23 protein-coding genes and 1 pseudogene are annotated in these 25,112 nt (G+C 64.0%); 7 read left to right on the plus strand and 17 right to left on the minus strand.

Features of this window, described 5'->3' with window-relative positions:
* The 3 genes from WAO18_RS14080 to WAO18_RS14090 all read right to left on the minus strand — a co-directional run.
* Positions 1-1,187 (minus strand): AMP-binding protein (locus WAO18_RS14080; protein WP_422206877.1); only part of this gene is annotated, 1,187 nt, incomplete at its 3' end.
* A gap of 32 nt (positions 1,188-1,219) precedes the next feature.
* Positions 1,220-2,410, minus strand: coding sequence for an amidohydrolase family protein (locus tag WAO18_RS14085; protein ID WP_422206878.1), 1,191 nt, complete (start codon positions 2,408-2,410; stop codon positions 1,220-1,222).
* Positions 2,411-2,456: 46 nt separating this feature from the next.
* On the minus strand, positions 2,457-3,995 hold the full coding sequence (locus WAO18_RS14090; protein WP_422206879.1) for an AMP-binding protein: 1,539 nt from the start codon (positions 3,993-3,995) through the stop codon (positions 2,457-2,459).
* Positions 3,996-4,216: 221 nt separating this feature from the next.
* Here WAO18_RS14090 and WAO18_RS14095 point away from each other — a divergent pair, with 221 nt between their 5' ends.
* Entirely contained in the window at positions 4,217-4,543 is a 327-nt protein-coding gene (locus WAO18_RS14095) for a hypothetical protein (protein WP_422206897.1), read from the plus strand.
* Positions 4,544-4,548: 5 nt separating this feature from the next.
* On the opposite strand, the gene WAO18_RS14100 is transcribed toward WAO18_RS14095, so the two are convergent.
* Positions 4,549-5,139, minus strand: coding sequence for a TetR/AcrR family transcriptional regulator (locus WAO18_RS14100; protein WP_422206880.1), 591 nt, complete (start codon positions 5,137-5,139; stop codon positions 4,549-4,551).
* 215 nt (positions 5,140-5,354) lie between these two features.
* Here WAO18_RS14100 and WAO18_RS14105 point away from each other — a divergent pair, with 215 nt between their 5' ends.
* Positions 5,355-6,662 carry a cytochrome P450 gene (locus WAO18_RS14105; protein WP_422206881.1) on the plus strand — a complete coding sequence of 436 codons (1,308 nt, stop codon included), beginning with the start codon at positions 5,355-5,357 and terminating at the stop codon, positions 6,660-6,662.
* A 15-nt stretch (positions 6,663-6,677) separates the two neighbouring features.
* Here WAO18_RS14105 and WAO18_RS14110 read toward each other — a convergent pair.
* The 3 genes and pseudogenes from WAO18_RS14110 to WAO18_RS14120 all read right to left on the minus strand — a co-directional run bounded on the left by WAO18_RS14110 (position 6,678) and on the right by WAO18_RS14120 (position 9,660).
* A pseudogene (locus tag WAO18_RS14110) lies at positions 6,678-7,789 on the minus strand (ABC transporter substrate-binding protein).
* An 8-nt stretch (positions 7,790-7,797) separates the two neighbouring features.
* Positions 7,798-9,000: a cytochrome P450 gene (locus tag WAO18_RS14115; protein WP_422206882.1), complete on the minus strand. Its 1,203-nt coding sequence runs from the start codon at positions 8,998-9,000 to the stop codon at positions 7,798-7,800.
* 36 nt (positions 9,001-9,036) lie between these two features.
* Positions 9,037-9,660, minus strand: coding sequence for a TetR/AcrR family transcriptional regulator (locus WAO18_RS14120; RefSeq protein WP_422206898.1), 624 nt, complete (start codon positions 9,658-9,660; stop codon positions 9,037-9,039).
* Positions 9,661-9,891: 231 nt separating this feature from the next.
* Here WAO18_RS14120 and WAO18_RS14125 point away from each other — a divergent pair, with 231 nt between their 5' ends.
* Positions 9,892-10,677 carry a spirocyclase AveC family protein gene (locus WAO18_RS14125; protein WP_422206883.1) on the plus strand — a complete coding sequence of 262 codons (786 nt, stop codon included), beginning with the start codon at positions 9,892-9,894 and terminating at the stop codon, positions 10,675-10,677.
* A gap of 17 nt (positions 10,678-10,694) precedes the next feature.
* Here the strand turns inward: WAO18_RS14125 and WAO18_RS14130 are convergent, their stop codons facing one another.
* Together WAO18_RS14130 and WAO18_RS14135 are read right to left on the minus strand one after the other, a co-directional pair.
* Complete coding sequence (locus WAO18_RS14130; protein ID WP_422206884.1) at positions 10,695-11,777, minus strand: dihydrodipicolinate reductase; 1,083 nt, start codon at positions 11,775-11,777, stop codon at positions 10,695-10,697.
* Between the two features lie 12 nt (positions 11,778-11,789).
* A complete protein-coding gene (locus tag WAO18_RS14135; protein ID WP_422206885.1) occupies positions 11,790-12,767 on the minus strand; it encodes an LLM class flavin-dependent oxidoreductase in 978 nt (325 codons plus the stop codon).
* Positions 12,768-12,807: 40 nt separating this feature from the next.
* Here WAO18_RS14135 and WAO18_RS14140 point away from each other — a divergent pair, with 40 nt between their 5' ends.
* Positions 12,808-13,911: a dihydrodipicolinate reductase gene (locus WAO18_RS14140; protein WP_422206886.1), complete on the plus strand. Its 1,104-nt coding sequence runs from the start codon at positions 12,808-12,810 to the stop codon at positions 13,909-13,911.
* A 1-nt stretch (position 13,912) separates the two neighbouring features.
* On the opposite strand, the gene WAO18_RS14145 is transcribed toward WAO18_RS14140, so the two are convergent.
* Entirely contained in the window at positions 13,913-14,260 is a 348-nt protein-coding gene (locus WAO18_RS14145) for a hypothetical protein (RefSeq protein WP_422206899.1), read from the minus strand.
* A gap of 247 nt (positions 14,261-14,507) precedes the next feature.
* On the opposite strand from WAO18_RS14145, the gene WAO18_RS14150 reads away from it, so the two are divergent.
* The 3 genes from WAO18_RS14150 to WAO18_RS14160 all read left to right on the plus strand — a co-directional run bounded on the left by WAO18_RS14150 (position 14,508) and on the right by WAO18_RS14160 (position 16,492).
* Entirely contained in the window at positions 14,508-15,233 is a 726-nt protein-coding gene (locus WAO18_RS14150; RefSeq protein ID WP_422206887.1) for a hypothetical protein, read from the plus strand.
* Positions 15,230-15,832: a twin-arginine translocation pathway signal gene (locus WAO18_RS14155; protein WP_422206888.1), complete on the plus strand. Its 603-nt coding sequence runs from the start codon at positions 15,230-15,232 to the stop codon at positions 15,830-15,832. Before WAO18_RS14150 ends, WAO18_RS14155 begins: the two co-directional genes overlap by 4 nt.
* A gap of 132 nt (positions 15,833-15,964) precedes the next feature.
* Positions 15,965-16,492 carry a hypothetical protein gene (locus tag WAO18_RS14160; protein ID WP_422206889.1) on the plus strand — a complete coding sequence of 176 codons (528 nt, stop codon included), beginning with the start codon at positions 15,965-15,967 and terminating at the stop codon, positions 16,490-16,492.
* 21 nt (positions 16,493-16,513) lie between these two features.
* Here the strand turns inward: WAO18_RS14160 and WAO18_RS14165 are convergent, their stop codons facing one another.
* The 7 genes from WAO18_RS14165 to WAO18_RS14195 all read right to left on the minus strand — a co-directional run.
* A complete protein-coding gene (locus WAO18_RS14165) occupies positions 16,514-18,229 on the minus strand; it encodes an MCE family protein (protein WP_422206890.1) in 1,716 nt (571 codons plus the stop codon).
* Entirely contained in the window at positions 18,230-19,558 is a 1,329-nt protein-coding gene (locus WAO18_RS14170; protein WP_422206891.1) for an MCE family protein, read from the minus strand.
* A complete protein-coding gene (locus tag WAO18_RS14175) occupies positions 19,555-21,003 on the minus strand; it encodes an MCE family protein (RefSeq protein WP_422206892.1) in 1,449 nt (482 codons plus the stop codon). The genes WAO18_RS14170 and WAO18_RS14175 overlap by 4 nt, the downstream gene beginning before the upstream one ends.
* Complete coding sequence (locus tag WAO18_RS14180; RefSeq protein ID WP_422206893.1) at positions 21,000-22,118, minus strand: MCE family protein; 1,119 nt, start codon at positions 22,116-22,118, stop codon at positions 21,000-21,002. The genes WAO18_RS14175 and WAO18_RS14180 overlap by 4 nt, the downstream gene beginning before the upstream one ends.
* On the minus strand, positions 22,118-23,161 hold the full coding sequence (locus tag WAO18_RS14185; RefSeq protein WP_422206894.1) for an MCE family protein: 1,044 nt from the start codon (positions 23,159-23,161) through the stop codon (positions 22,118-22,120). Before WAO18_RS14185 ends, WAO18_RS14180 begins: the two co-directional genes overlap by 1 nt.
* Entirely contained in the window at positions 23,158-24,345 is a 1,188-nt protein-coding gene (locus tag WAO18_RS14190; protein ID WP_422206895.1) for an MCE family protein, read from the minus strand. The genes WAO18_RS14185 and WAO18_RS14190 overlap by 4 nt, the downstream gene beginning before the upstream one ends.
* A gap of 12 nt (positions 24,346-24,357) precedes the next feature.
* The coding region (locus WAO18_RS14195; protein WP_422206896.1) for an ABC transporter permease at positions 24,358-25,112 on the minus strand (755 nt) is incomplete at its 5' end.

Genomic DNA, 25,112 nt, shown 5'->3' on the forward strand with positions numbered 1-25,112 from the left:
GGGTGCTCCAGCATGAAGCCCTCGATCTCGGCCGGGTACGCATTGAACCCGCCAACGATGAACATGTCCTTTTTACGCCCGTCGATCTTCAACCGGCCGGACTTGTCGAAATTGCCCAAATCTCCGGTGTGCAGCCAGCCGTCACGATCGATCGCCGCAGCGGTGGCCTCCGGGTCGTCGAGGTAGCCCTGCATGACGCCGTAGCCGCGCACCAGCACTTCGCCGTCCCCGGCGATGCGCACCTCGACGTCCTCGCACGGCAGGCCCGCGGTCGTGGCCACGTCCTCGAAAGAATCGCCGGGCCGCGACAACGTCACGTTGCCGGCTTCGGTCAGGCCGTAGCCGGTCATCAATGTCTGGAAGGGCAGTTCGTCGTGAATGCGGCGAACCAGTTCGACCGGGATGTCGGCAGCACCGGTCACCCCGGCCCGCAATGTCGACAGCTTGGCCTTGTCGCGAACCGTCAGCAACGAGTGATACATCGTCGGCGGTCCGGGCAACATCGAGATGTGTTCGCCCTCAATGAGATCTACGACGGCATTGATGTCGAACACCGCCAGCGGCAGCATCGTGGCGCCGCGCAGGAACGACGCGATCAGGCCCGCCTTCAACCCGAAGGTGTGGAAGTACGGGTTGATCATCAGATAGCGGTCACCCTCGCGCAGGTCCGCGAGCGTCGCCCACTCCTCGTACATCCGCAGCGTTTGGCGATGATTCATCATCGCGCCTTTCGGGCGACCGGTCGTGCCCGAGGTGAAGATGATGTCGGCGATATCGGTTCCGCTGACCGCCCGCTCGAAAGGCGAACCGCTGGAGAGGAAATCAGACTTGAGATCGATGACCGGTATGCCGGCCGGGACCGTGAAATCCTGGCCGAGGAACCCTTTTTGGACCAGGACAGCTTTGGCCGCACTGCGGGCGATGATGTCGCCGGCTTCCTCCGGCTTGAACCGTGTGTTCACCGGCACCAACACACCGCCGGCGCTGAGGAGCCCGAAAGCCGCGATGATCCACTCCGCCGAGTTCGGCGCCCAAAGAGCGACCCGGTCGCCCTTCCCGACCCCTAGGTCAGCGAAAGCACCGGCAGCGCAACGGATCCGATCGACGACATCGCGAAAGGTATAGCGCAGCGGACCGTCGACAATCGCTTCCGCGTCGCCGAAGCGGTCGGCCGCACTCAAGACCATCCCGGGGATGGTCTGCCAAGACCCGCTCGGTGTCACACCGTGACGAGTCGACCGAGGTTGCCGCCCATGATCTTTGCCTGGTCGTCGACGGACAGGTGTGACAGCGCGTTGACGTAGAACGTCGGCTCCGCCAGTCCTTCCGGGTGCGGCCAGTCCGAGCCGTACAGCACCTGATCCACACCGACGAGGTTGACCAGATCGTCGATGCCGTCCTCGAAGAACGGGCTGACGTGGATGCGGTTCTTGACCATCTCGACCGGGTCGCTCGGGAACGCCTCCGGGGCCTTCCGGAAGACCTCGGCCAGGCCGTCGAGCAACGGCGTCATCCACTTCGAGCCGGCCTCCACGATCGCGACCTTCAGCTTGGGGTGGCGGTAGAGCGCGCCGTGAATCACCCACGAGCCCACCGAGTCCTGGATCGGCCGCCACTCGTTGAGGATGCCCATCGCGTTGGTCTGGAACGGCAGCATCTCCTGGTCGGCACCGTCCCATTCGGAGGTGTACCGGGAGTAGCCGCTGTCGCTGGAGTGCATGCCGACCAGCACGTCGTGCTCCACGACCCGCTCCCAGAACGGGTCGAACTCGGGCACCGCAAACGACCGGGGGCCACGGAAGCCGGGGACCGGAGCCGGACGGACCAGGATGCAGCGTGCGCCCCGCTTGACCGCCCACTCCAGCTCTTCGATCGCCTTCTCGACGATAGGCAGCGTGATGACCGGGGTGGTGAAGATCCGGTTCTGGTAGTTGAAGCCCCAGACCTCATCGAGCCACTCGTTCAGCGCATGAACGAGGACGTGGATGGCAACGGGGTCGTCCGACAGCCGCTCCTCGAGGAGGCTGGCCAGCGTCGGGAACATCAGGGTCCGATCCAGACCCAGCTCGTTCATCTTCTCCAGGCGCGGGCCGGGCTCGAAGAACGCCGGGATCGCGCGCATCGGCTCACCGAACAGCTCGCGCTTGCTCTTGCCTTCCGGGTTGCCGTACTTGAAATATTCTTCCCACGCGCCCGGCCGGGCGACGACCTCGAAGGTCGGGTTGGGAATGTAGTTGCTGATCTGGCCCCGGATGGCGATCTTCGTCCGCCCGTTGACCTGCACGTACTGGACGAAGTCCTTGTACTCCTTGGGCAGGAACTTGGTCAGCGCCTCCGGCGGCTCGTAGAGATGGTTGTCCGCGTCAAAGATTGGAAACGGGACGTCTTCCCGATGCGACAACTGACCCATGAAATCCTCCTTCGCAATTTGCGAGAATAATATTCTCACTCAGAGGCTACCGCAATGTCTTTCCCAAGCCCTGACGCACCAGACGCTTCTGCACTTTGCCGCTCGCCGTGCGCGGATACTCGCTCACTTCAAGCAATAATTCCGGCCATTTCTGGCGAGCCACCCCCTGTTCGGCGAAATGTGTGCGGACGTCCTCGAGGCTCGGCAGGGCCTGCCCGGGCTTGAGTCGCAGTACGGCGGCGACGCGCTCGCCGAGGCGGACGTCGGGTGCCGCGACCACCACGGCTTCGGCAACACCGGCCATCCCGAGCAGCACCTCTTCGACTTCCGCGGCGCTGATGTTCTCACCGCCGCGAATGATGACGTCGGCTTTGCGGTCGGTGATGGTGAGGTAGCCGTCGGCATCGAGCACCCCGACATCGCCGGTGTGATACCAGCCATCGTCGTCGAACGCGGCCGCGGTCAGTGCATCGTCGGTGTAGCCCAGGCACAGGTCCGGGCCGCGGCTGAGGATCTCACCGTCGGCTGCCAGCCGGATCTCCACGCCCGGCATCGGGTTGCCGTCGGTGAGCAGGCGTTTGTCTTCCGGCGCGTCGAGCGTCGACCCGGTGATCGACGGGTGCTCGCTGCTGCCGTAAGACCGGAACACGATGATGCCCAGATCCGAGAGTCGTCGGGTCACCGCCGCCGGAACCGTCGAGCCACCCAGCCCGAGGGTTTTGATCCGGGCCCGGTGCGCGGGCGTGCAATCGGGGTGATCGAGCAGGCTGGTGACGAAGTAGGGCGGGCCGCCGCCAAGGGTGAGGCCGTCGCGGTCCATCAACGCCAGCACTTCGGCCGGATCCCAGTTGTCGATCAGGTGTACCGGCCCGCCGTTGAGGACCGGGATCAGCAACGCGGCAAGCATTCCGATGAAGTGGCCGACCGGTGTCGCGGTCAGCTGGTTGTCGCCGATCGACCGGATCTGGCCGGAGAGCTGACGCGCCTCGCAGACCAGGCTGCGATGGCTGTGCACGACACCCTTGGGCGCGCTGGTGGTGCCGGAGGTGAACGCGATCAGCGCCGGACCCGCGGCGTCGGCGGCGAGGGTGCCGGGCATGGGCTCGTCGGCGAGCAGATCATCGAAGTCGCGCCCGACCACGCCGACTATCTCGACGCCCGCGCACAGATCGGGCTGATAGGTCATCCGGCCGAATTCCTCGGCGGTGATGAACACCCGCGGCTTGGCGGCGGCGAAGATGTGCGTCAACTCGTTGCGGCCATAGAAGTGCACGATCGGCACCAGCGCCGCGCCGAGCATTGCCGACGCCCAGAATGTCGCCGCGGCTTCCATCCAGTTGGGCAGCTGAAAGGCCACCACGTCGCCGGCGCCGACACCGCGGGCACGCAGCCCGGCCGCAAGCCGCCGGGCCACCAACTCAACGTCGCGGAATGTGCCGGACCACGGCCGGACGTCCGAATACACCCGGAACTTCGCATCCGGGGCCTGGTTCAGCCCGTGAGCCAGCACCTGCCCGAGAGTCTCGCGGGTCCACCAACCTGCCTCCTCATATCGGGTCACCAGTTCGACAGGAATATTGCGCATTGGCTCAAGCCTCCGACCGGCAAACGATAGGGTCTTTAGAAAGGCAGTGGTGATGCTATTCTCCGCCCGGGAGAATGCCAATATCGCCCGATGGAAGTGGGCGGCCGGAGGTGCGCATGACAACCATCGGTAGAGCGGCGCTTGGCCTGGCGCTGGCAGGCCTGACGGCGACCGGAGCCGCAACGCTCGCGGCCGCGCCGTCGCGGGCCGATGACCCGGTCATGCATCAAGTCAGGTACGTCATCACCGCAGCCAGTCCGATCTGGGCCGACATCTACTACCTGGATCAGCAGCCGGCGAAATACTCCGACTACAGCCACAACACATACCAGTACACCCCCAACGTGCAAGCCGACGTCGGACCTGGACACCCGTGGACCTCACCTGTGGTGATGCTGTCGGACCCGAACAACTACGCCATGGTTGTGGTCAGCACCGGCACCGAACCGGGCACGCCGATGTTCCATTGCGCCCTCGTCGTCGACGGAGTGGTCGTGAAATCCAACGACGGCCCGAAGGGCACGCTCTGCTCGCTGCGCAACTGGTGAGGCGATCAGATCTCGGGATCGCCCTCCAGATGGCGGAGGTAGCTCTCGACGATCTCGACCGTTTCGCTGTGGCCTGCGGACATGTCAAGCGCCCGCTCGATCACCAACACCCGGGACACGCTGGTCATCAGCACCGACCACACCAGCGGGGGGAGCTTCACCGGGTCGCCGCCGTAACGATCGAGGATCGTCGTCAGCGCTTTGCGTTGCTCTTCGCGAAAACGCTCGGCGTAGTAGGCGATCTCAGCCTTCAGCGCCTTGCGGTGATTGGCGAGCGCGATGAATTCCATCGTGATCGCAGTGGCCGCCGGATCGGTGCTGAACCGCCACAGCGCCCACAGCGGTTGCGGCGCCTGCAACACCCGCGCTTGCACCTCGAGGCCCTGTTCGGCGCGGCGGCGGAACGCTGCGAGGAACAACTCGTCCATGTTGCGGAAGTAGTAGTGCACCAATTGCGGCTTGAGTTCCGCCTTCTCGGCGACTCGACGCGAAGTGACTGCGGCATAACCCTCTTCGAGCATCAGTTGCTCGGCGGCATCGAGCAGGACGCCGCGATTCTTGGCGTCCGGCGCTCCGATCCTGCGTGCCGAAGTCATGCCGTGGTTTCACACTCTCGTCGAATACTGCTGAACATGGGTGATCGTAGCGTCGGGCCACGCTCTCGCCTTGACCACGACATTAACCCCATGCTAAGCAGGTGCTCAGCAAGAACTAGACTTTCGCCCATCTCAGTCCCGGGCGGCACGCCGGTTCACAGCGGCACGCTGTCCACACATCACGGGTAAATCAGCCTCGGGAGGCGCGTGACATCATGGCAGTCCCTAATTCAACGTTCGATTCCATCGACTTCTTCACCGACTCGTCGCTGGTTCCCGATCCGCACCCCTACTTCGATTACCTGCGGAGCCAAAACCCTGTGCTGCGCCTCCCGCACCACAACGTCGTCGCGGTGACGGGCTGGGAAGAGGCCAACGCGGTCTACAAGGATCCCGAGACGTTCTCCAACTGCGTTGCATTGGGTGGGCCGTTCCCGCCGCTGCCGTTCGCGATCGACTGCGACGACCTCGGCCCGTTGATCGAAGCGCACCGCAGCCAGTTTCCGATGAACGAGCACATGGTGACCATGGATCCACCGGACCACACTCGGGCACGCTCGATCCTGAGCCGGTTGCTCACGCCCAGCCGGCTGAAGGAAAACGAGGAATTCATGTGGAAGCTGGCTGATCGCCAGCTCGACGAGTTCCTCGGCAACCGCGAGTGCGAGTTCATCGCCGAATATTCAAAGCCCTTCGCGACGTTGGTGATCGCCGACCTGCTCGGTGTACCCGAGGAAGACCACACCCAGTTCCGCACGGTGCTGGGCGCCGACCGTCCCGGCGCCCGGGTTGGGGCGCTGAATCACGAATCAGTCGGCATCAATCCGTTGGAGTGGCTCGACGACAAGTTCTGCTCCTACATCGAAGACCGCCGCAGCTCCCCGCGTGACGACGTGCTGACGTCGCTGGCGTCGGCGAAATACCCTGACGGGTCAACTCCCGAGGTGATCGAGGTAAGTCGTTCTGCGACATTCCTTTTCGCCGCCGGACAAGAAACCACCGCCAAGCTGCTTTCCGCGGCGCTGCAAGCACTCGGCGATCGGCCGGAGATTCAGCAGAAGTTGCGGGACGACCGCAGCCTGATCCCCGGCTTTATCGAGGAGTCGCTGCGGATGGAGAGCCCGGTCAAGAGCGACTCCCGGCTCGCGGTGCGAGCGACCTCCGTCGGGGGCGTCGACATCCCAGTCGGCACGGTCGTGATGGTGCTGCCCGGCGCTGCCAATCGTGATCCGCGCCGGTTCGACAACCCGCACGAATTCCAACTGGACCGCAAAAACGTCCGCGAACACATGGCGTTCGCCCGCGGCGTGCATTCCTGCCCTGGTGCACCACTCGCCCGTGTCGAAGGTCGTGTGTCGATCGAGCGCATCCTGGATCGGATGTCCGACATCTCCATCAGCGAGACCCAGCACGGGCCGGCCGACGATCGCCGCTACACGTTCGAGCCGACCTACATCCTGCGCGGGCTGAGCGATCTGCACCTGACGTTCACCCCGCGGCCCGCACTGGCGCAGTCCTTTTAGGGCCCCGCTAGCCGTTTACTCCTCGCCGAAACGATCGACGAGGTGGGAGGTGACACCGTCGGCGTCTAGCCGGCGGGCCACCAGGTAGCCCGCACCCATCCAGCCGCGCCGGGTCCAGTTACCGAACGACGCCCGCGTGCCCGGGGCCCCGGCTGCGGCGGGCACCATCTTGACCCGCTCGAGCGCCTCTTTGACTCCCCGCGGGCTGAGCGGGTGCGCGTTGGTCAGCGCCCGCAGCAGGGTGACCGCGATGTCTCTATTCACCACGGGCACACACCATTCCGGTCGTCGGCCGTATTCGTCGTTGTACTCGTCGAGAAACCTCTGGCCGACCATGTTGCCCTCGTCGTATTGGTCGACTCCGGTCCAGCCCATGAACGCGTTCCACATGATGGGGTTGAGCCAGGCGTTCTGGAATGCGGTGCCGCAGAATCGGGGCGGATCCCAGCCCAGCGCCTCGAGCGCCGGGTTGACGAACACCATCCCGAAGCCGAAGCCGCAGTGCACGATGCTTGCACCTTGGCGTCGTGCAATGTTGTGACGGCGGCCGTGACATCTCCGGCCGTCTGCGCGATCGACGCTTCGGCCACAATGCGAATGTCCTTGCGCTTACCGGCATCCCGGAAATTCTGCAGGTATGCCTCGCCGACCACCGACTGCTCCTTGAGCACGCCGACCTCCGTGTGACCGCCCTTGGCCAGGAGGGCGGCCCAGAAGATCGGCTCGTCGGTGTGCGAGCCCATCGGGAACGCGAAGAACCACTCGCCGAGCGCGACGTCGGAGCCCGTCACGCTGATGCAGGGAACTCTGAAACGTTCCTCGATCGCTTCGGCGGTCGGAATCACGTTGTCGGCGATACTCGGGCCGAACACCGCCAGGCAGCCTTCGTCGACCAGTTCACCGTACGCGTCGATCACCGCTTTGACCGAGCCCTTGGGCAGTCCTTCCACCTCGCGGTAGATGATCTCGATCGGCCGGTCGATCAGACCCTGTTCGGCGGCGTTCTTGAAGACCAGATCGAAGGGTTGGGTCAGGTCTTGGAAGTACGTCTCCGGAAAACCTTCGGGCAGCCGGAAGTCCATCAGGTAGCCGATTTTGATTGGCTCGGCGCTGCTTTCGTAGGACATGGGTCTCCTTATCCGGTGAAGACGGGCAGCCGCGCCCACCCGCGCACGCTCGCGGTATGCGCCCGCTCGGCGTTGGCGTAGTCGACTTCCCAGTCCGGCCACCGTTTGAGCACCTCTTCGAAGGCCACCCGCGCTTCCAAACGGGCCAGTGCCGAGCCGAGACAGAAGTGCAGTCCCTGCCCGAAGCTGAGGTGGCTACCGCCACGGTGGATGTCGAAGCGGTCCGGATCGGGGAACTCGGCCTCGTCGCGGTTCGCAGAAGCGTTGAGCAACAACATGAACGACCCTTGCGGGACGACACGACCGTAATGCTCGGCGTCATGCGCGACATAGCGTGCCTGCACCGGCGACGGCGGCTCGTAGCGCAATGACTCCTCGACGGCGCCGGGGATCAGAGATGGGTCGGCTGCCAGCTCGCGACGTTGATCCGGGTGGTCGGAGAGCAGCTGGCCCATGAAACCGATGAGACGGGCGGTGGTTTCGTTACCGGCACCGGCGATCATCGCGGTGTAGGACAGTACCTCGGTGCGGGTCAGCGGCCGGCGCGTTCCGTCGGGCTCGTCGATCTGCGCCGCGAGCAGCTCGGTCATCAGGTCATCGGCAGGGTGCTCGGCCCGCCATTCGATGAACTCGGCGAACATCACGATGGTCTTCTCGAAAATTTTCTGATTGACCTCGCTGGGGTCGCGCCCCTTGGCGACATCGATGAAGGCGCCGTTGCGATCCCGGATGCGTTCCTGATGTTCTTCGGGGATGCCCAGCAGATATCCGATGGTCCGCATCGGCATCATCGCCCCGAGGTCGGCGATGAAATCGAATCCCCCCGAACCGACGAGCGGGTCGAGTTCGCGGGTGCAGAATTCACGCACCAGGGATTCGACGGCCAGCATGCGTCGCGGCGTGAAGACACGCGACAACAGCCGGCGGTGCAGGTCGTGCAGCGGAGGATCCTCGAACAGCAGAATGCCCGGCGGCACCTCGATGTTGTTGAACAAAATGTCGGCGGTGGTCCCGCGGCCGGATCGATAGGTTTCCCAGTTGTGCAGTTCGCGCGCGACGTCGTCGTAGCGGCTCAGGGCATAGAAGTTGTACTTTTCGTTGTAATACAGCGGCGCTTCTTCACGCATCCGTTTCCACACCGGGTACGGGTTGTCGTCGATATCGGGATCATAAGGGTCGTAATATAATTCGACGGTTTGGGTGTCTGCCATGCTATGTCGGATCCCTTCCATTTGCAGCTGGGCTGTTCAGTCGTTGCGGTGCAGGAAGCCGTGCAGAATCGCTTGCACGAGTTCGTCGACGATCACTTCTCTGGACGGCGGTTTGGCGCCGAAGTACGTCGACCGCAGGGCGGCCATGCCGGCGATCATGGCCACGGTCGAATGTGCCGGCAGGTCAGGATGATCCGACCGCAGGCCGCGTACGTTCATGCCCTCGGCGCTGATTTGGCCGAGCACCTTGAGCGCCCGCCGGACGTCGGCGATGCCTGTCTCGGCGAGTTCCTCTTCGCTGAGAGCCGCCGACGCCATCAGCGTCAACAGCAGACCCTGATGTTTGACGAACACGTCGTAGAGCTGTCCGACGAAATGACCGGCCAGCTCTTCTTCGACGGTCTCCTCGGGGATGACCGACTGCCAGGTTCGGCCGAATTCGTCGACGAAGCTGGTGAACGGCAGAACAAGTGCCTCGTGGAACAATGCGGCCTTCGAGCCGAAGTTGCGGAACAACAGGTGCTCGGTAACACCCGCAGCCGCGGCGATTTCGCGTGTCGTGGTACTGCGGTAGTCCTGACGCGCGAACAAGATTCGGGCAGCGTCAAGCAGGAGCCTGCGCGGCTCACCACGAGGCCGGCGCATCGCGGTGGCCGGCATGGCCGTAGACCGCTTGGCGGCAGATTGTTGGGGCACAAACTGAGGATAGTATGTGCTATCCAATTAGGATAGTATCCACTCTCCAAAGAGACGATGCGGTCTGGGAAGGGTGGTCGACGTGGGCGCTCTGATCATGCTCGGCACGCTGTGTGGACTGGTCGTGCTGATATTCGCGGTGGTGCTCCGCTTCGACCCGGAAGCCCGCCGCTCCCCGACCGAGGCGCGCGACCAGTGAGCGACCACATGACGCCGGTGATGCAGGCGGCCAGTGACTTCGCACTGGTCGGCGGCATCTCGTTCACCGCCCTCGGCATCTACCTGAGCGTCCGCCAGGGCCGGGTGCATCCCCTGCTGCTGCTCTGTATTTCGGCGATCTCGTTCTCGTGGATTGAAGCGCCATACGACTGGGCGATGTATGCGCAGTTCCCGACCGCAATCCCGCGGATGCCGTCGTGGTGGCCACTGAACCTGACGTGGGGCGGGCTCCCGTTGTTCGTTCCGGTCGGTTACATCTCGTACTTTGTGCTGCCGGCCTTCACAGCCACGGCGCTCGGGCGATGGCTGATCGCACGTTTCGGTTGGCGCAGGCCCCCAACACTGTTGATCGTCGGCCTGGTTGTCGGCTTTGCCTGGGCGCTGGCCTTCAACGGGGTTCTCGGCGCCAAGCTCGGCGTCTTCTACTACGGCCGGGTTATTCCCGGGCTGGCCATCCGCGAGGGGACCATCCACCAGTATCCGCTCTACGATTCCCTCGCGATGGCCATCCAGATGATGGTCTTCACGTACCTGCTGGGCCGCACCGATGCCGAAGGACGCAATGTCATCGAGATGTGGGCGGCCAAGCGGTCGAAGACACCCCTGCATGCGGTCCTGCTGTCCGTGGTCGGGGTCATCGTCGTCGGAAACGTGCTCTACGGCGCGGTTTTCGCGCCGCATTTGATCACTAAGCTCGGGGGTTGGGTGACTGTGGAGCCGCCAGGCCAGTTGTTCCCGGGCGTGCCGAACCAGCCGAAGTAGACACCGGCGTGTATGGCTCAGTCGAAAGCGTGCCGCGGCAACGTCATTGGGATGTCCAGCGAGCTCAGCAGGCCGGCGGGCGCAGCGATGACATACGGGATCGCGTTGACCACACGCATGGCGGTGGATGTCATGGCGGCCCGCCCCGCACCGTGGCCTTCGGCCTCGCCGAGGGTCAGCTCGCAGTGGATGTCCGGGTCGCCGACGATGTCGACCCGGTAGGTCGCATCGGACTCCGAACGCGGCCATTCGGGGGCGACATCGCGCGCCATCCGGATGATGTGCTCGATCACGATGGCCTCACGACCGTTGACCACGCCGGCGGCGCGGGTGCGCACGGCGCCGCACGTCCCGGCCGCGATGGTGCCGAACGCGACCTCGATGTCTCGCTGCGACACCTCACGGTCGAGCGTCCCGCGTATCTCCACGACCTCGACGCCCAGACCCCTGGCCATCAGATATATCGGTGCCTTCCAAGCCATCTCGATGAACCCCGGGGTTTTCAGCATCGGCTCGAAGTCAAGTGGCCGACCAAAACCCATGCCGTCCATCATCACGTCGGCGACCGGATAGTGGTCGTTCAGCGCAACCTCGCTGGCGGTGATGCTGTGGATGTTCTTCGACTGGGTGGCCATCAGCAGCGCGAGCTGGTCGGATGCGAAACCGGGGAAGATACCCGATCCGTAGAACGACGCGGCGCCGGCTTTCGCGGCCTCGTCGAGCTGGTTGTACCAATCCGGCGCGAAGTACGCCGGCGGATAGACCAGGCTGGTCGACGAGGTCGACACCACATTGATGCCTGCTGCCAGCAGTCGCAGGTAGTCGCGCACCGCGGCCGCATCGCGCTCGGGGCCGCTGGCGGAATACACCACGCAGTCGGGCCGCAGCGCGATCAGCGCGTCGGCGTCGTTGGTGGCCGCCACGCCGATCGGCTCGCCGCCAGCCAACTCACCGGCATCTTTGCCGACCTTGTCCGGCGAATGTACCCATACCCCAACCAATTCCAGGTCTGCACGGCGTCGGATCGCATCGATGGCAGCCACGCCGACGCCTCCGGTGGACCATGCGACCACGCGAGTGGGGCCCGGCGATGCGGACATGAGAGTTCTCCTTCAGTTCGACTGCGCCCGCGCGCTGGCGGCGCCGGCAATCTCCAGGTAGCGCCACGCCACCTCGGGCGCAATGCCGCCGCACAGCGGGTGCAGCGGCAGCGGTCGGCCACTGCGGATGTAGTGGACCGCTTCGTCGGGCGTGAATATCTGATAGGGGCCGCCCGCCTCACGCAGAGCCGCGACGTTGTCAGCGCGGGTGATGCTGCCCACCGCATCGTCGTGCGGTCGATACGATGCCGCCGTCACGGCGTCGTGCACCAGGTGCGGCCCAAGCACCGCCCACGCCTCGTCGACATCGTCGGCAACGAAAGCCGCTGTCGGAGTTCCCGGTACCGGAAACTGGACGATGCCCGGCTCGTGCCCGGCGATGCGACATTGCGATTCGTAGAACTCGCGCAATTCCGGCGAATCGGTCTGCGAGATGAAACCGAGCCCGTGGGTCGCGGCACGCCGCACGGCGGCCTTGCTCCCGCCGGCGATCAGCACCAGCGGCCCGGCCGCCGACCCGCACGGTGGGGTGACTCGGACCCGACGGCCTTGGTAGTCAACGGGTTCGCCGTGGACCAGCCGATCGAGCAGTTTCAGAATCTCGTCGGCGACCCGGCCACGAGTGGTCATGTCCACCCCGAAATGGTGGTACTCCTCGACGCGGTGGCCGACGCCGAACACATACGACACCCGGCCCTTGCTGATCAGATCCAGCACGCAGATCTCCTCGGCCAGCCGCACCGGATCCCACAGTGGAATAGGCACTGCGGCAAGCATTATCGCCAGTTGATTCGTTCTGGCCGCGATCGCGGACGCCAGGATCAGCGGGGTGGGCAGATGACCGTCGTCGGCTCCATGATGCTCGGAGAGCACTGCAACCACGGCTCCGCGGGTCTCCGCCCATGCGCACATGTCGATAGCGGCCGCATAGAGCTCGGCCGTCGGGGCGGCCCAGTCGGGGGCGCGCATATCGAACCTGAGCGTGAACATGCTTCGAACCTAACATTTGGTCGCAATGAGGAGGATGCACATGACTAACAAGCCGTATCGAGTTGTGGTCTGGGCGACCGGGGGCATCGGATCGATCGCCATCCGAGCCATCCAGCGACGCCCCGATCTCGAACTCATCGGGGTGTGGGTGCACTCGCACGACAAGGTCGGAAAAGATGCCGGCGAACTGGCCAACGGCGAACCGATCGGCCTTGCTGCCACCAACGACGCGGACGCACTGATCGCCCTGAGGCCAGACTGCGTCATCTACGCCGCCAGCGGTCCCGAGCGCGACGCGCTGGCGATTCCCGACTACGTCAAGCTGCTCGAGTCCGGAATCAACGTGGTCACGACAAGCACTACGCGACTTGTCAATCCACACTTGTATGAACCGGCGGAATGGCGAGACCAACTCGTCGCGGCGACCAAGCAGGGCGAGGTCTCGCTCTACGCGTCGGGAATCGAGCCGGGCTTCGCCGCGGACTATCTGCCGCTGGTGCTGTCGACGCAGTCGGCGTCGATCGAGAAGATCCACGCTTTCGAGATCGGGTTGTACGACGATTACGGAGTTCCCGACATCATGATCAACGGGTTGGGCTTTGGCCAACCCCTCGACTACCAACCATGGATCAGCTTTCCCGGCGCGATCGCCGGCGAATGGCAAGGGCAGATCCGACTTATCGCCGATGCGCTCGGGGTCGAACTTCAAGAAGTGCGCGAGGGTTTCGATCGCGCGGTGACGAATCGGACTCTGAACGTCGCGATGGGCACCGTCGAGGCGGGGACGTGCGGCGCGATACGAATGCAGGCAATCGGTGTGGTGGACGGCCGCGAGGCGATCGTCATCGAACACGTCACCCGATTGGCTCACGACGTCGCGCCCGAATGGCCCATCGGTATCGGAGATCTGTCCTACCGCGTCGTCATCACCGGAGATCCCGACATCGACTGCACGCTCGCGGCAACGTTGAAGGATCCGCGGCGGGCGGGCGTTGCAGGAATGACGTCCGGGGCCGGCGCGATGGTTGCCACCGCCATGCGCGTGCTCAACGCGGTGCCCTATGTCGTTGCCGCACAACCCGGTCTGCTGAGTTCGGTGGATCTACCGCTGACCATCCCGCGCAACGCCTTTGTCACGCAATAACTTACGTATCGGCGCGGGTCCAGAATGCGTGACCCTCTTGGGCGATGCAGATCAGGAACAGACCATCGGGCGCCTGCGCGACGTAGTTCATGAACATGTGGCAGTCGGCGTTCTCTTCCTTGATGCCCGCCATCGGCGGCGAGCGGAACCATCTCGCCTGGTATCGCCTGGGCGAGCCGCAGAACATCAGCCGTCCGGGTTGGGTCGCGGGCACATAACCGCCGGATACCCCGAACGCGTAGTAGGTGGTGTTGTCGCAGGGCGCACCCAGAACCATGTTCGGAGCGATGCCCGGAGTACAGGCCGGGTAGTCGCAGACAGTCGGCCCTGCGGCAGCCGTCGGCGCCATCAACGCGCCGACTCCGATCAGCGCAGCCACCACCGCAACGATGAGACGCACCGAAATATTTTTGCACGGTCGATAAGAAAATTCTCTTCTTCGGAGAAGATCAGATGGGGGCGGCAGCGGGTAGATGTCTGCACGTCCTTGCAGCGCATTCGGCCAGCGATTTTGGGGTGATAACGTAATTCTCCGTGTGTAATCCGGAACGAGCCGTGAGTCGCGGTGCGCTCGCGCCGGCGATTGCCCAGGACCAGTGACGGACCCCGACGCCGATTCGTCGAACGGTGCGGCTCCAGATTCGCTTGCGGCAGCGGAAGAAGAGCTCGTTCGTGCCGAGGAGCGCGCTGAGGCGGCCCGTGCACGCGCGGCCGAATTGCGCCGAGAGGCCGAGGCCGGATCAAGCGAACAGTCCGACGCGACCGAAGACGCTGACGTTGCCGGGGCCAAGCCGTCTCGCAAGCGATTGAGGCCTCGGTGGCCATCGCGGCTCCGTCCTCCTACCCGGAAAGCGGTGGGCGTCAGCGCCGCAATCGTGCTGGTCTGCGCAGCCCTGGCCGCCAGCGGCTACATCCTGTGGCAGCACCGCACCCTCATGCATCAGCGGCAGCACGCGGAGGAGTTTGTCGCGGCCGCCCGCGAGGAAGTTGCAGCGCTGATGTCCATTGACCCCGCGCATGCGGCGGAGAACCTCCAGCACAGCATCGACGACACGACGGGAGCGCTGAAGAGTCAGCTGGAAGCGACGTCGGGCTACATGGTCAAGAACACGCAAGACGCGCAGGTCGCCACAAAAGCCACCGTCCAGGATGTCGCGGTCGAATCGATGACCGACAATTCAGCGGTCCTACTCGTCGTCGCCAAATCCGACACCATCAACGCCGATAAGTCGAGTCGGCCGACGGTGTTCTGGCGACTCAGCATCGATCTCGAGCGGGACGGCGATCGGCTGAAGATGTCGAAACTTGAGTTCGTCCAATGAATTCCGAGTCAGAGTCGCCGCTCGACGACGCCGAGTCCGCCCAGGAGCATCCAGCGGTCGCCGAGTCGCAGCCCGACAGAATGGGCGCGATCGACCGGCTGGTCACCGGCGCTCTCGCGCACTGGCTTTCGATCCTTCTGACGGCGACGGTCGTCGCCTCGGTGGGACTGGCGGTGTGCCTGTACTTTCTTCAATACCGTCCGGATCGCCAGATCGATGACGCCGCGGCCCAGCGGGCGATCCGAGCGGCCTCCGACGGCGCCGTTGCGGCGCTGTCCTACTCGAGCGAGAACATGGATCACGACTTCGCCAGGGCGAGGTCACATCTCACCGGTGACTTTCTCGCCTACTACGACAAATTCACCAAAGAGATCGTCTTACCGACGGTGCAGCAGAAGCACCTAGCGCAAACCGCCACGGTGGTGCGGGCGGCAGTGTCCGAACTAGGGCCGAACTCCGCCGTCGTGCTGGTGTTCCTCAACGAGACCACGACAGGCAAGGACAAGCCGCAACCGCTGATCACCCCGAGCAGTGTGCGAATAACGCTCACGAAGGTCGGCGATTCGTGGCTGATCTCGAAATTGGATCCGGTGGGATAAGCGCTGCCGTCTTCTCATTCGAACCCGTGCCAGGCCGAACGTGCCGGTGATATTCTCATCAGGCGAGAACGCCGCTACCGGTGCCCTCACCGGCTCCGACATAGTCGGATTGAGTGCGTCGAGGAGTAGACGATGCGACCACTTGGAACCGTTGCCACAGCAACGCTGTTGGCTACCAGTGTGATTGGCATTGCGGGTCCTGCACTCACTGCGCGGGCCTATACGAAGGAAGAGGTCGCGATCAACGGGACGTACCGCGTCACGTCGATCGGTAACTGGGCCAAGATCAACGATCAGTACAACGGCGAGCCCACGACCGTCCAGACCTGGACGTTGAACTCGACGTGCACCAGCTTCCAGGAATGCGACGGCACGCTGAAAAGCGACGAGGGCTGGAGCTCCCGCTTATACCTGCGGGACGGCACCTTGTGGTACGCCAAACACGAAATCCCGAACTGGGAGCGTTGCCAAGACGGCACCGCATTCACCGGAAAGCAGACTTTCGCCTTCTATCCCGCTGATCCCGACGGTAGCGGTGATTTGAAACTCGGATCGCCGGTAATGGCCGGCAAGAACAAGACTGTCGGCCCGAGCGGCGCCTGTGGGCAGAACCAATGGCTCACTATCGAGCTGCCGATGCGGCTGGACAAGATCGGCTGACTGGCAGTCAATCGTTCAGCGTTATGTCGGCAGCAGGTCTTGCCACTTCTTGGGCGCCGTCGAGGTCGCCAGATCCGACTGCTCGTAGAACTTCCCGTCCGGCGTGAGATAACGACCGGTCCGCGGGTCATACGAGGCGACCGCGACCGATGGGATGGACTTAGTTGCCTTGCCGTCGAATGAACTTGGGGCCGCCTGCGGTCGTCCTCCGTCGATCACCGCCGGTGGCTTCGGGGGCGCAGGTGGCCGGTGCAGGGCCGGCGGCGGCGCAACATCGAGTGGCGCTATCGACGGAAAGTCCCCCGCCCGCGTCGACATGTTGGCTGCAGGCGGTGCCGACGGCACTGGCGGTGTGGCGGCGCCCAGCGTGCCCGGTGGTGGAGTTGCTCCCCGCGGCCCTGCGGGTGTTCCGCGCGGGAACGCCCCGAGCGGCAGCGGTGTTCCCTCGACCGGGCCGAATATTCTCTTATCGGCAGTCGCCCGGTCGTCGGGTGGTATGCCCTGGGCAAGCAGGTTCGGATCTATCGGGGACGGGCCGAGCACATGCTGGCGCATGGCCAACGGCATAAACGGCTTGTCACTGTTGCAGATTTCGACGGTGGGCGCGCGCTTTCCGGGGTGCCCCATGCACGGATAGTTGCGGGCGCCGCGAACCGCAAGCGGCGAATCCTGCGGCAGTTTGCAGTACAACCCATCCGGGGTATCGAGATCGCTGGTGTCGGCCGGGGATCGCCATTGGTTCTGCGGCAAGAAGCCGACCGTGCAAATGGGCGGATCGTCAATCGTGAGCGCAAAGTCACCCCTGGCCTGACCGTCGGGCCAGTTCGGCCCCGCCGCCGTTTGCTCGTAGGCAACCGCCGCCGGCAGCAGCACCAGCAGCTGTTCAATCGAGGGGTGATAGGTGATGCCGATCTGCCCGATCGTGGTCAGGTTGGCAAGCAACAGCGGCAACGTCGGCTTGATCTGCTCGAAGAGCCGCGACGCCTCGTCCAACGCCCCGGGACCGTTCTGCAACACCGTGCGGACCTGGGAATCATCGTTCGCCAGCACATCGGAAATCCCGGCCAGGCTGCGCGCCCACGTCCGGATCGAATCCGTCGTCTGCGCCTGCGCGTTCAGCAACGGCTGTGAGTCTTCGGTGAGGGCGCGCGTGCGGTCGACGATGTTGTTGGAGTCGGCGGAGATTCGCGATGCCGACTCGGTAAGCGACCCCAAATCGTATCCGGCCCCATTGAACGCCTGGAAGGACTCATCAAGCAGTTGACCGATCTTGTTCTTGGGAAGGCTCTTCACCAAGGAGCTCACTTGATCGAGCATCGGGCCGACCGCTTGCGGAATCGTGGTGTCGTGCATCGCTATCACCGAGCCGTCGCGCAGATACGGCCCGGAATCGGTGCGTGGCCGTAAGTCCACGTACTGCTCGCCCACCGCGGAGACGCTCAGCACTTCGGCTTGCAGGTTCGCCGGGATCTTCGGCGAAGTACTAAGCGACAGTGTCGCTTTGGCGCCCTTCGGAGTGAGCGACACCCCAGTGACCTTGCCGATCTGCACTCCGCGGTAGGTCACGTTGGAGAACCGGTACAAACCACCGGTCGACGGCAGCTCGAGGGAGACGGTAATCCGACCGATGCCGAGCAGAGTCGGCGCCTGGATGTAGAAGAGAGCCATCGCGATCACGCCGACGATCCCGATGATCGTGAAGATCAGTAGCTGAATCCGGACGAAGCGCGTCAGCATCTACCTACTCCCCTCCGTCGGCGGAATCCCCGGTGGCGGTGAGGCCGGCCCCGGGGGTGCAGCCGCGGGCCCCGGCAGTGGACCAAATCCCGGGGGTGGTCCGGCAGCCGGCCCCGGTAGCGGAGCGCTGAACTGCAGATTCGGCTGACCAGGACCCGGCGCCTGAGGGCCTGCCGGCGGTACGCCGGCCGGTGGCGGCGGCACCTGTGCACCAGGCGGCGGCCCGAAACCCCCGTGCAAGGGATCACGTGTGTACTGCAAGTACGGCGGATCGCCCGGCGCGGGTATCTGCTGTTCCCCGACCTGTCCCCAGTGCGTCCCGAGGAACAGGCCCCGCTTGAGCCGCGGAATCGAGAGGTCCAACTGGACGTGCAGGTTGAAGTAGTCGCCTCGGACGGCGCGGTCGACGAAGTTCTGGGTGAACGGGAAGACCGACAACGCCGCGAGCGCCGTATCAAGGTCCGGTCCGACGTCGGCGAGGCTCTTGACGGTCGGCTCCAGGTTCTTCAGATTTCTCACCAAGTCGGCCTGAGTGTCGTTGATCAGCCCGTTAGCGGTGTTGCTGAACTTTCGCAGGGCGTCCAAAGCGGCCGTCAGGCGTGGCCGCTCCTTGATCAGCACATCGAGTGCGGGCGGTAACTTGTGCAGCGCCTGGGTGATGACATCGTGCTGTGCCGCGAAGGTGCCGCCAAGCTGATCCAGCGCCTGAATGGACGCGACGATGTTGTCGCGTTGTTGGTCCAGTGTGCCGACGAACGTGTCGAAGCGGTTGATCAAATCGCGAACGGCGCCGCCACGTCCGGCCAGCGCGGCGCTGAAATTGTGGATGATCTCGCCGATCTGCCCCAGTCCCCCACCGTTGACGACGAGCGCCAGGGACGACAGAGTTTGCTCGGTCGAGGGATAGGCCGACGATCGACTGAGCGGGATGGTGGCGCCTGGCCGCAGCCGGCCCACGCCGGTCTGCCCAAGCGGCGGATTGAGCTCCAAATGCATGGACCCCAGCAGACTGGTCTGACCGATGCTGGCTTCCACGTTGGCGGGGATTACGAGACCGTGCTTGACCGAGATCTGGACGTCTGCGTGCCAGTCTTTCACCGTCATCGGGCCCACACTGCCCACCACGACGTCGTCGATCATCACCGGCGAATTCGATTCCATCGTAATGACATTCGCCAGTTCGACGTGATAGACATCGGCGTCCGGTCCTCGTCCGACCGCCCCGGGTAACGGCAGCGAGTTGAGGCCGTGAAAGGCACAACCGGTGCCGGTCAGCATCACGCAGCAGCCGATTGCGAGCACCCGCCGTAGGGCAATCCGGGCGGTCACGGGTGCCCCGCTTCGGCCGGCAGCAACACGCCCGGCAGGCTCGGCGCCGGTGGCGGCGGCTCTACTGTCGACGGCGGTGGCGGCAACGGCATCGCCGCGCCCGGTATCCGGGGCAGCGGAACCGACGGCGCCGGGCCGGGTACCAACGAGTCACCATTCAGTCCGGTCCACGCCGATATTGCGGGCGGGGTTTCGGGCGGTCCGGGCTTCGGGCCCGCGCCGCCGGGTGCCAGGCGCGCTTCGCTGTATTCGACATTGGCCGGGTCGACCGACTTCTGAATGAACGGATTGATGGGGATCGGCAGGCTGTTGAAGTTGAGCACCCGCAAACCGGGGCCGAGGAACAGCGCGCACAGCTTGCCAGATTCCGTTGCCGTGACATTCTCGATCGCCTGGACTTGTGCGCACCCGGGTATCGGTAGCGGAACAAGCAAACCGGACTGCGTGGGATTGGCGAAGTCCGCGATCCCGAACCCGCCCACGATGGTGCCGGTGTCGGCGTTGTAGTCGTTGAAGAAATTGCTGAGCGCGGTTGGCGCGCCGTGCAGAATGTTTTCCAGGGCCATGTGCTGATCGACGAGAGGCTGGATGGCCTTGCCCAATCGGTCGATCTGTTCACTCACCTCGTTGCGGCTCCCGGCGATGAATCGCTGCACCTCGCCCACTGCGCTCGACAGGTCGGTCAGCGCCGCATCCAGATCGGATTTGCTGTCGTTGACCACGCTGGTGAGCGTGGCCAACCGGTTGTTGAACTGCACCATCTGAATGTTGCTGTCGCGCAGCGCGGTGACGAAGACCTGCAGATTCTGGATGATGTCGACGATGTTGCCGCTGCCGTTCGCGATGGTCCGCGCCACCCCGGACAGCTGAGTCAGCGTCTGGCGCAACTTCTCGCCGTTACCACCATCTAGCGCGTTGGCGGCGCTGTCGATGAACCGCGATATGGACGGTGTCGACACCTTGGCGTTCGGGCCCAAATCCGTTGCCAATCGCATCAATTGGGATTTGACCTCGTCCCACTCCACCGGAACGGCGGTGCGCTCGACCGGTATCACCGCACCGTCAGCCATCACCGGGCCGCTGGTCCGGTAGGAGGGAGTGAGCTCAACGTAGCGGGCGGCCACCAGGTTCTGGGTGACGATAACCGCTTTCGCGTCCGCCGGAATCGGCACGTCGTGGTCGACGTGCAAGGTCATCTTCGCCTTTGTGCCCTGCGGCTCAATGGATTTGATGGTGCCGATTTTGACACCCGAGACCCGCACCTGGTCACCGGGATAGATCGCGGTGGCCGAGGTGAAGTAGGCGGTGATGGTCTTCGGACCGAAAAAGATCTGTCGGACCACGAAGGCCGCACCGGCTACGAGAAGCGCGGCCAGCGCTACCGCGGCGACGGTCGTGAGCCGGTTCCGTGGGAGCCGGCGGATCCGAGAGGTCGCAGAAGTCATTGCCCCCCTCCGATCCGTCCGCCCAAGGTACAGCCCGGGCAGAGCGGTGCGCCGTTGTAGAGTTGCGGGACCAAAGCCCGTGGTGTCGTTGACGGGAAGCCCGGACCGCGCCCGGTGTCGAAGGTGCGGAATCCCCAGAGGTAATCCATGAACGGCTGGAAGATCTGCGGGACAAGGAAGTTCGGGACGAACGCCGAGTAGGCGTACATGCTGGAGATGGCCTCACCCACGGTGATCTCGAATTTCGCCAGGCCCGGTATTGATTTCTCGAGGTTGTCGCGGTTCTTTTCCAGCACCGAGGTCACCGAATTGAGCTTCTGCAGCGCCGGCGCCAACTTACTTTCGTTGTCGTGCACCAATCCGGACAGCTGCTTGGACACCGCCGAAGTGGCCGCCAGCAGTTGAACGATCTCATTCCGGCGCCCCGCCAAGACCTGCAGCAGATCGTCGGAGTTGAGAATGAGCTTGTTCACCTGTTGGCTGCGTTCGGACAGGATCCCGGTGAGAGCGCTGGCACTCTTGAAGAGGTCGGCCAGGCTCGTGTTGCGGTTGTTGAGGCTCTGCGACAACCGGCTGACCGCGTTGAAGGTCGGCCCCAACTGTGGGGCGATCTGGTTGAGCGTTGCCGATAACGTGTCGAGTGACTGGTTCAAGGTCGCGGTGTTGGTTTGGTCGGCGTAGGCCGTGAAGTCACTGACCGCCTGCGTCAGCGAATACGGCGAGGAGGTTCGGGACACCGGGATGACATCCAACGGATGCATGACTCCGCTGCCGGACGACTCCAGCGTCATCACCCGTTCACCCAGGAGAGTGCCGGTGCGAATGTGCGCACTGGTGTCCTGTCCGAGCGGAACGCTGCCCTTCATGGTGAACGTGACCAGAGCATCGCCGTTGCGCAACGACACATCCGACACAGTGCCGACTTTGATTCCCGACACCGTCACGGCGTTGCCGGTGGCAAGACCGCCGGCTTCGGAGAACATCGCCTGATAGCGGACGTTGGTCGCCAGCCCCACAATCCGATCGGGCGACAAGCCCACCAGAATGAGCATCCCGATCAGGACGGCGCCGATGAATCCGGCTTTGATCAGCCCGGTTCCGCTGTATTTAAGCATCAGTGGGCCTCCGGGTCCGGTTCCTCGCACCGCTGCGCATCGGACCTGAACCAGGGAGCTATCACGGTCTTGCCGGACAGATCGGTGCCGCGGAGCGTGATTTGGCAGAGGAAGTAGGGGATGGTGGCGCCGAAGACGCCGAGCCGGACCAGCTTGCGATAGTTCCGGGGCGCCTTCTGAAGCGCGGCATCGAGGCGGTCCTTGTCGTCATCGAGGTTGGGGGCCAGCCGACGGAGCTGTTCTACGGTGCCGGACAGCGGCGGCCTTGCTTTGCCCAGCAGGTCCGCCAGCGTGACGGTGCCGTTGCTCAACGCGTCGATGGCAGGACCGAAAGTGTCGCGGTCGTTCGCCAGTCCGGTAACCAGCCTCTCGAGGCGATCGATTGCCCCAGAGAATTGGCCGCCGTCCTTGTTCAGGGTTGCCGCCACGGTGTTCAGGTTGTCGATCAGGCGCTCGATCGTTTGGTCGTTGTCGGCCAACGTGTTCGTGAACGACGTCGACTTGTTGAACAGCGATTGCAAGGTGCCGCCCTCACCCTGGAACACTTCTAGCAGTGCCGACGAAAGCGCGTTCACATCGCGTGGATTCAGGCCGTGAATAAGCGGTTTCAGTCCGCCAAGCAGCAGATCGAGGTCGAGCGCCGGCGCGGTATGACCGACATTGATCTGACCGCCGGCCGGCAGCCGCCTAGTTGAACCCGGGCCGTCGACAAGGTCGAGATATCGATCACCGACCAGGTTGAGGTAGCGAACCGCCGCTTTGGTGCCGTCGGTCAGCACGACTGACCGGTCCGCATCGAACTTCACCACAACCTTTTTGTCCGACTGCAGGGCAACACCGTTGACGCTGCCCACCCGGACGCCGGCGACCCGCACCGAATCTCCGGCCTTCAGACGGGACGCATCGTTGAAGATCGCCGAATACCCGGTGACTGCACCGGTGCGGTACTGGCCGAAGGTGAAGAACAAAAACAAGGTCAGCATCGACATCACGACGGCAAAGACACCGAATTTGACCAGTGTGGCGCGCAGTGAGCCCCTCATCCCTGTTGTCCGACCTGAACAGGATTGCGCGGTGGTCCGTCAATCGGCCCGTACAACAGCTGTTTGAGGCCATCAAAGTTGAGCAGCAATTGCGGATTGCCGTACACCACCGGGTTGGAGCCGGTATCTGCGATGAGAACCTTGGCCGTGCTGTTGAAGGGGCGGAAGGGAAGACCCATGCAACGCGGACCGCCCGTCGCCGCAACCTTGGGCAGGTTGGCCGGGTACCGATAGCGTTCGGCGCCCCACGTAAGACTGGCCGAGATCGCGATGCTCGCTTCGGGCAATACCGGCCCCTTCGCCAACGCCGCGTCACCGGCGAAGGTGCATGTCAGCGCCGGGGCGTATTCGTTGAGCAGATCGGTGGTAGGCGCGAGCAGGTGGAAGACGGTCGTCAACCCGTTTCGGTTGGCGCTCAGCACGTCGTTGCCGACGTCGGCCAGACCGATCGCGCTGATCAGAAATGCATCGAGGTTGCGTTGCTCGTCGACGATCGACTTACTGATCTTCACCGCGTTATCGACGGTCTTAACCAGATCCGCCGACGCATCACCGTAGGCCTTGAACACCGGTGCCGACATGGCGATGTCGTGACTCAGCGCGGGAAGGCTCGGCTGGAACTTTGCCAGGAACGAGTCGAGGTCGCTGAACGCCTGACCGATCTTTTCGCCCCGCCCGCTCAGTGCCTGCGAGACAGCCCCGAGGGTCTCGTTGAGCTTCGCGGGGTCGAGTGTGCCGAGCACCGCCGTCAGCTGCTTGAACACCGTGTTGACCTCGACGGTGACATGTTGGCTGTCGAGCACCTGACCGGCATGCAGGGATTGTGCTGACGGTTCCGCCGGCGCTACCAGCTCAACAAACTTGGCACCGAACACCGTTGGCGCCGTGAGGTCGACGAGCACATTGGCCGGAATCAGGTGCATCTCGGCGGGGTCCATCGCCAGGTGCAAGACGGCTTTACCATCGGGTCGCGACTCGATCGAGGCGACCTTGCCCACCTGCACACCGTGCATCTTCACTTTCGCGTCCGGGTTCATCACCAGACCGGCCCGCGGCGACAGCACTGTCACGGGCGTGGTTTCGCTGAAGCTGCCCTGGAACAAGCCCACCGCGACGGCAACGATCGCGAGCAGAACCGCGACGGTCACCAGTCCCGTCAGTGCGCGTATCCCGTTGTGGGGCATGGAATGTGTTCCCTATCCCGAGAGGTTGAAGTTTCCGTTTGAGCCGTAGATCGAGAGCGAAACCAGCAGCGTTACCGATACCACGACGATGAGCGAAGTGCGTACCGCATTGCCGGTTGCGACCCCAACGCCCTCTGGTCCGCCGGACGCGAAATATCCGTAGTACGTGTGCAAGAGAAGGACGGCGAGGGCCATCAGCACTGCCTGCAGGAACGACCAGATCAAATCGATCGGGTTCAGGAAGGTATCGAAGTAGTGGTCGTAAAGGCCACCCGACTGGCCGAATAACACCACGGTGGTGAATTGGCTTGCCAGGAAAGACAGTATGACGGCGATGCTGTACAGCGGTGTGATGGCGAGCATGCCGGCGATGATCCGGGTGCTGACGAGGTAGGAGATCGGCCGGATCGCCATCGCCTCCAGTGCATCGATTTCTTCGCTGATCCGCATGGCACCCAATTGCGCGGTCACGCCGGCGCCGAAGGTGGCCGCCAAACCGATTCCCGCGACGACTGGCGCCAGAATGCGGACGTTGATGAATGCGGCCAGGAATCCGGTGAGCGCTTCGATGCCGATGTTGCCCAGCGAGCTGTAACCCTGGACCGCAAGCGTGCCACCGGCGGCCAGCGTCAGGAAACCGACGATCACGACGGTTCCGCCGATCATCGCCAATGTCCCTGCACCCATGCTGATTTCGGCGATAAGACGGATGATCTCCCGCCCATAGCGAGTGATCGCGAAGGGTATGCCGGCCAGCGCCCTGCCGT

Origin of the sequence: Mycobacterium sp., assembly GCF_049278535.1 — a bacterium.
Taxonomy (GTDB): domain Bacteria; phylum Actinomycetota; class Actinomycetes; order Mycobacteriales; family Mycobacteriaceae; genus Mycobacterium.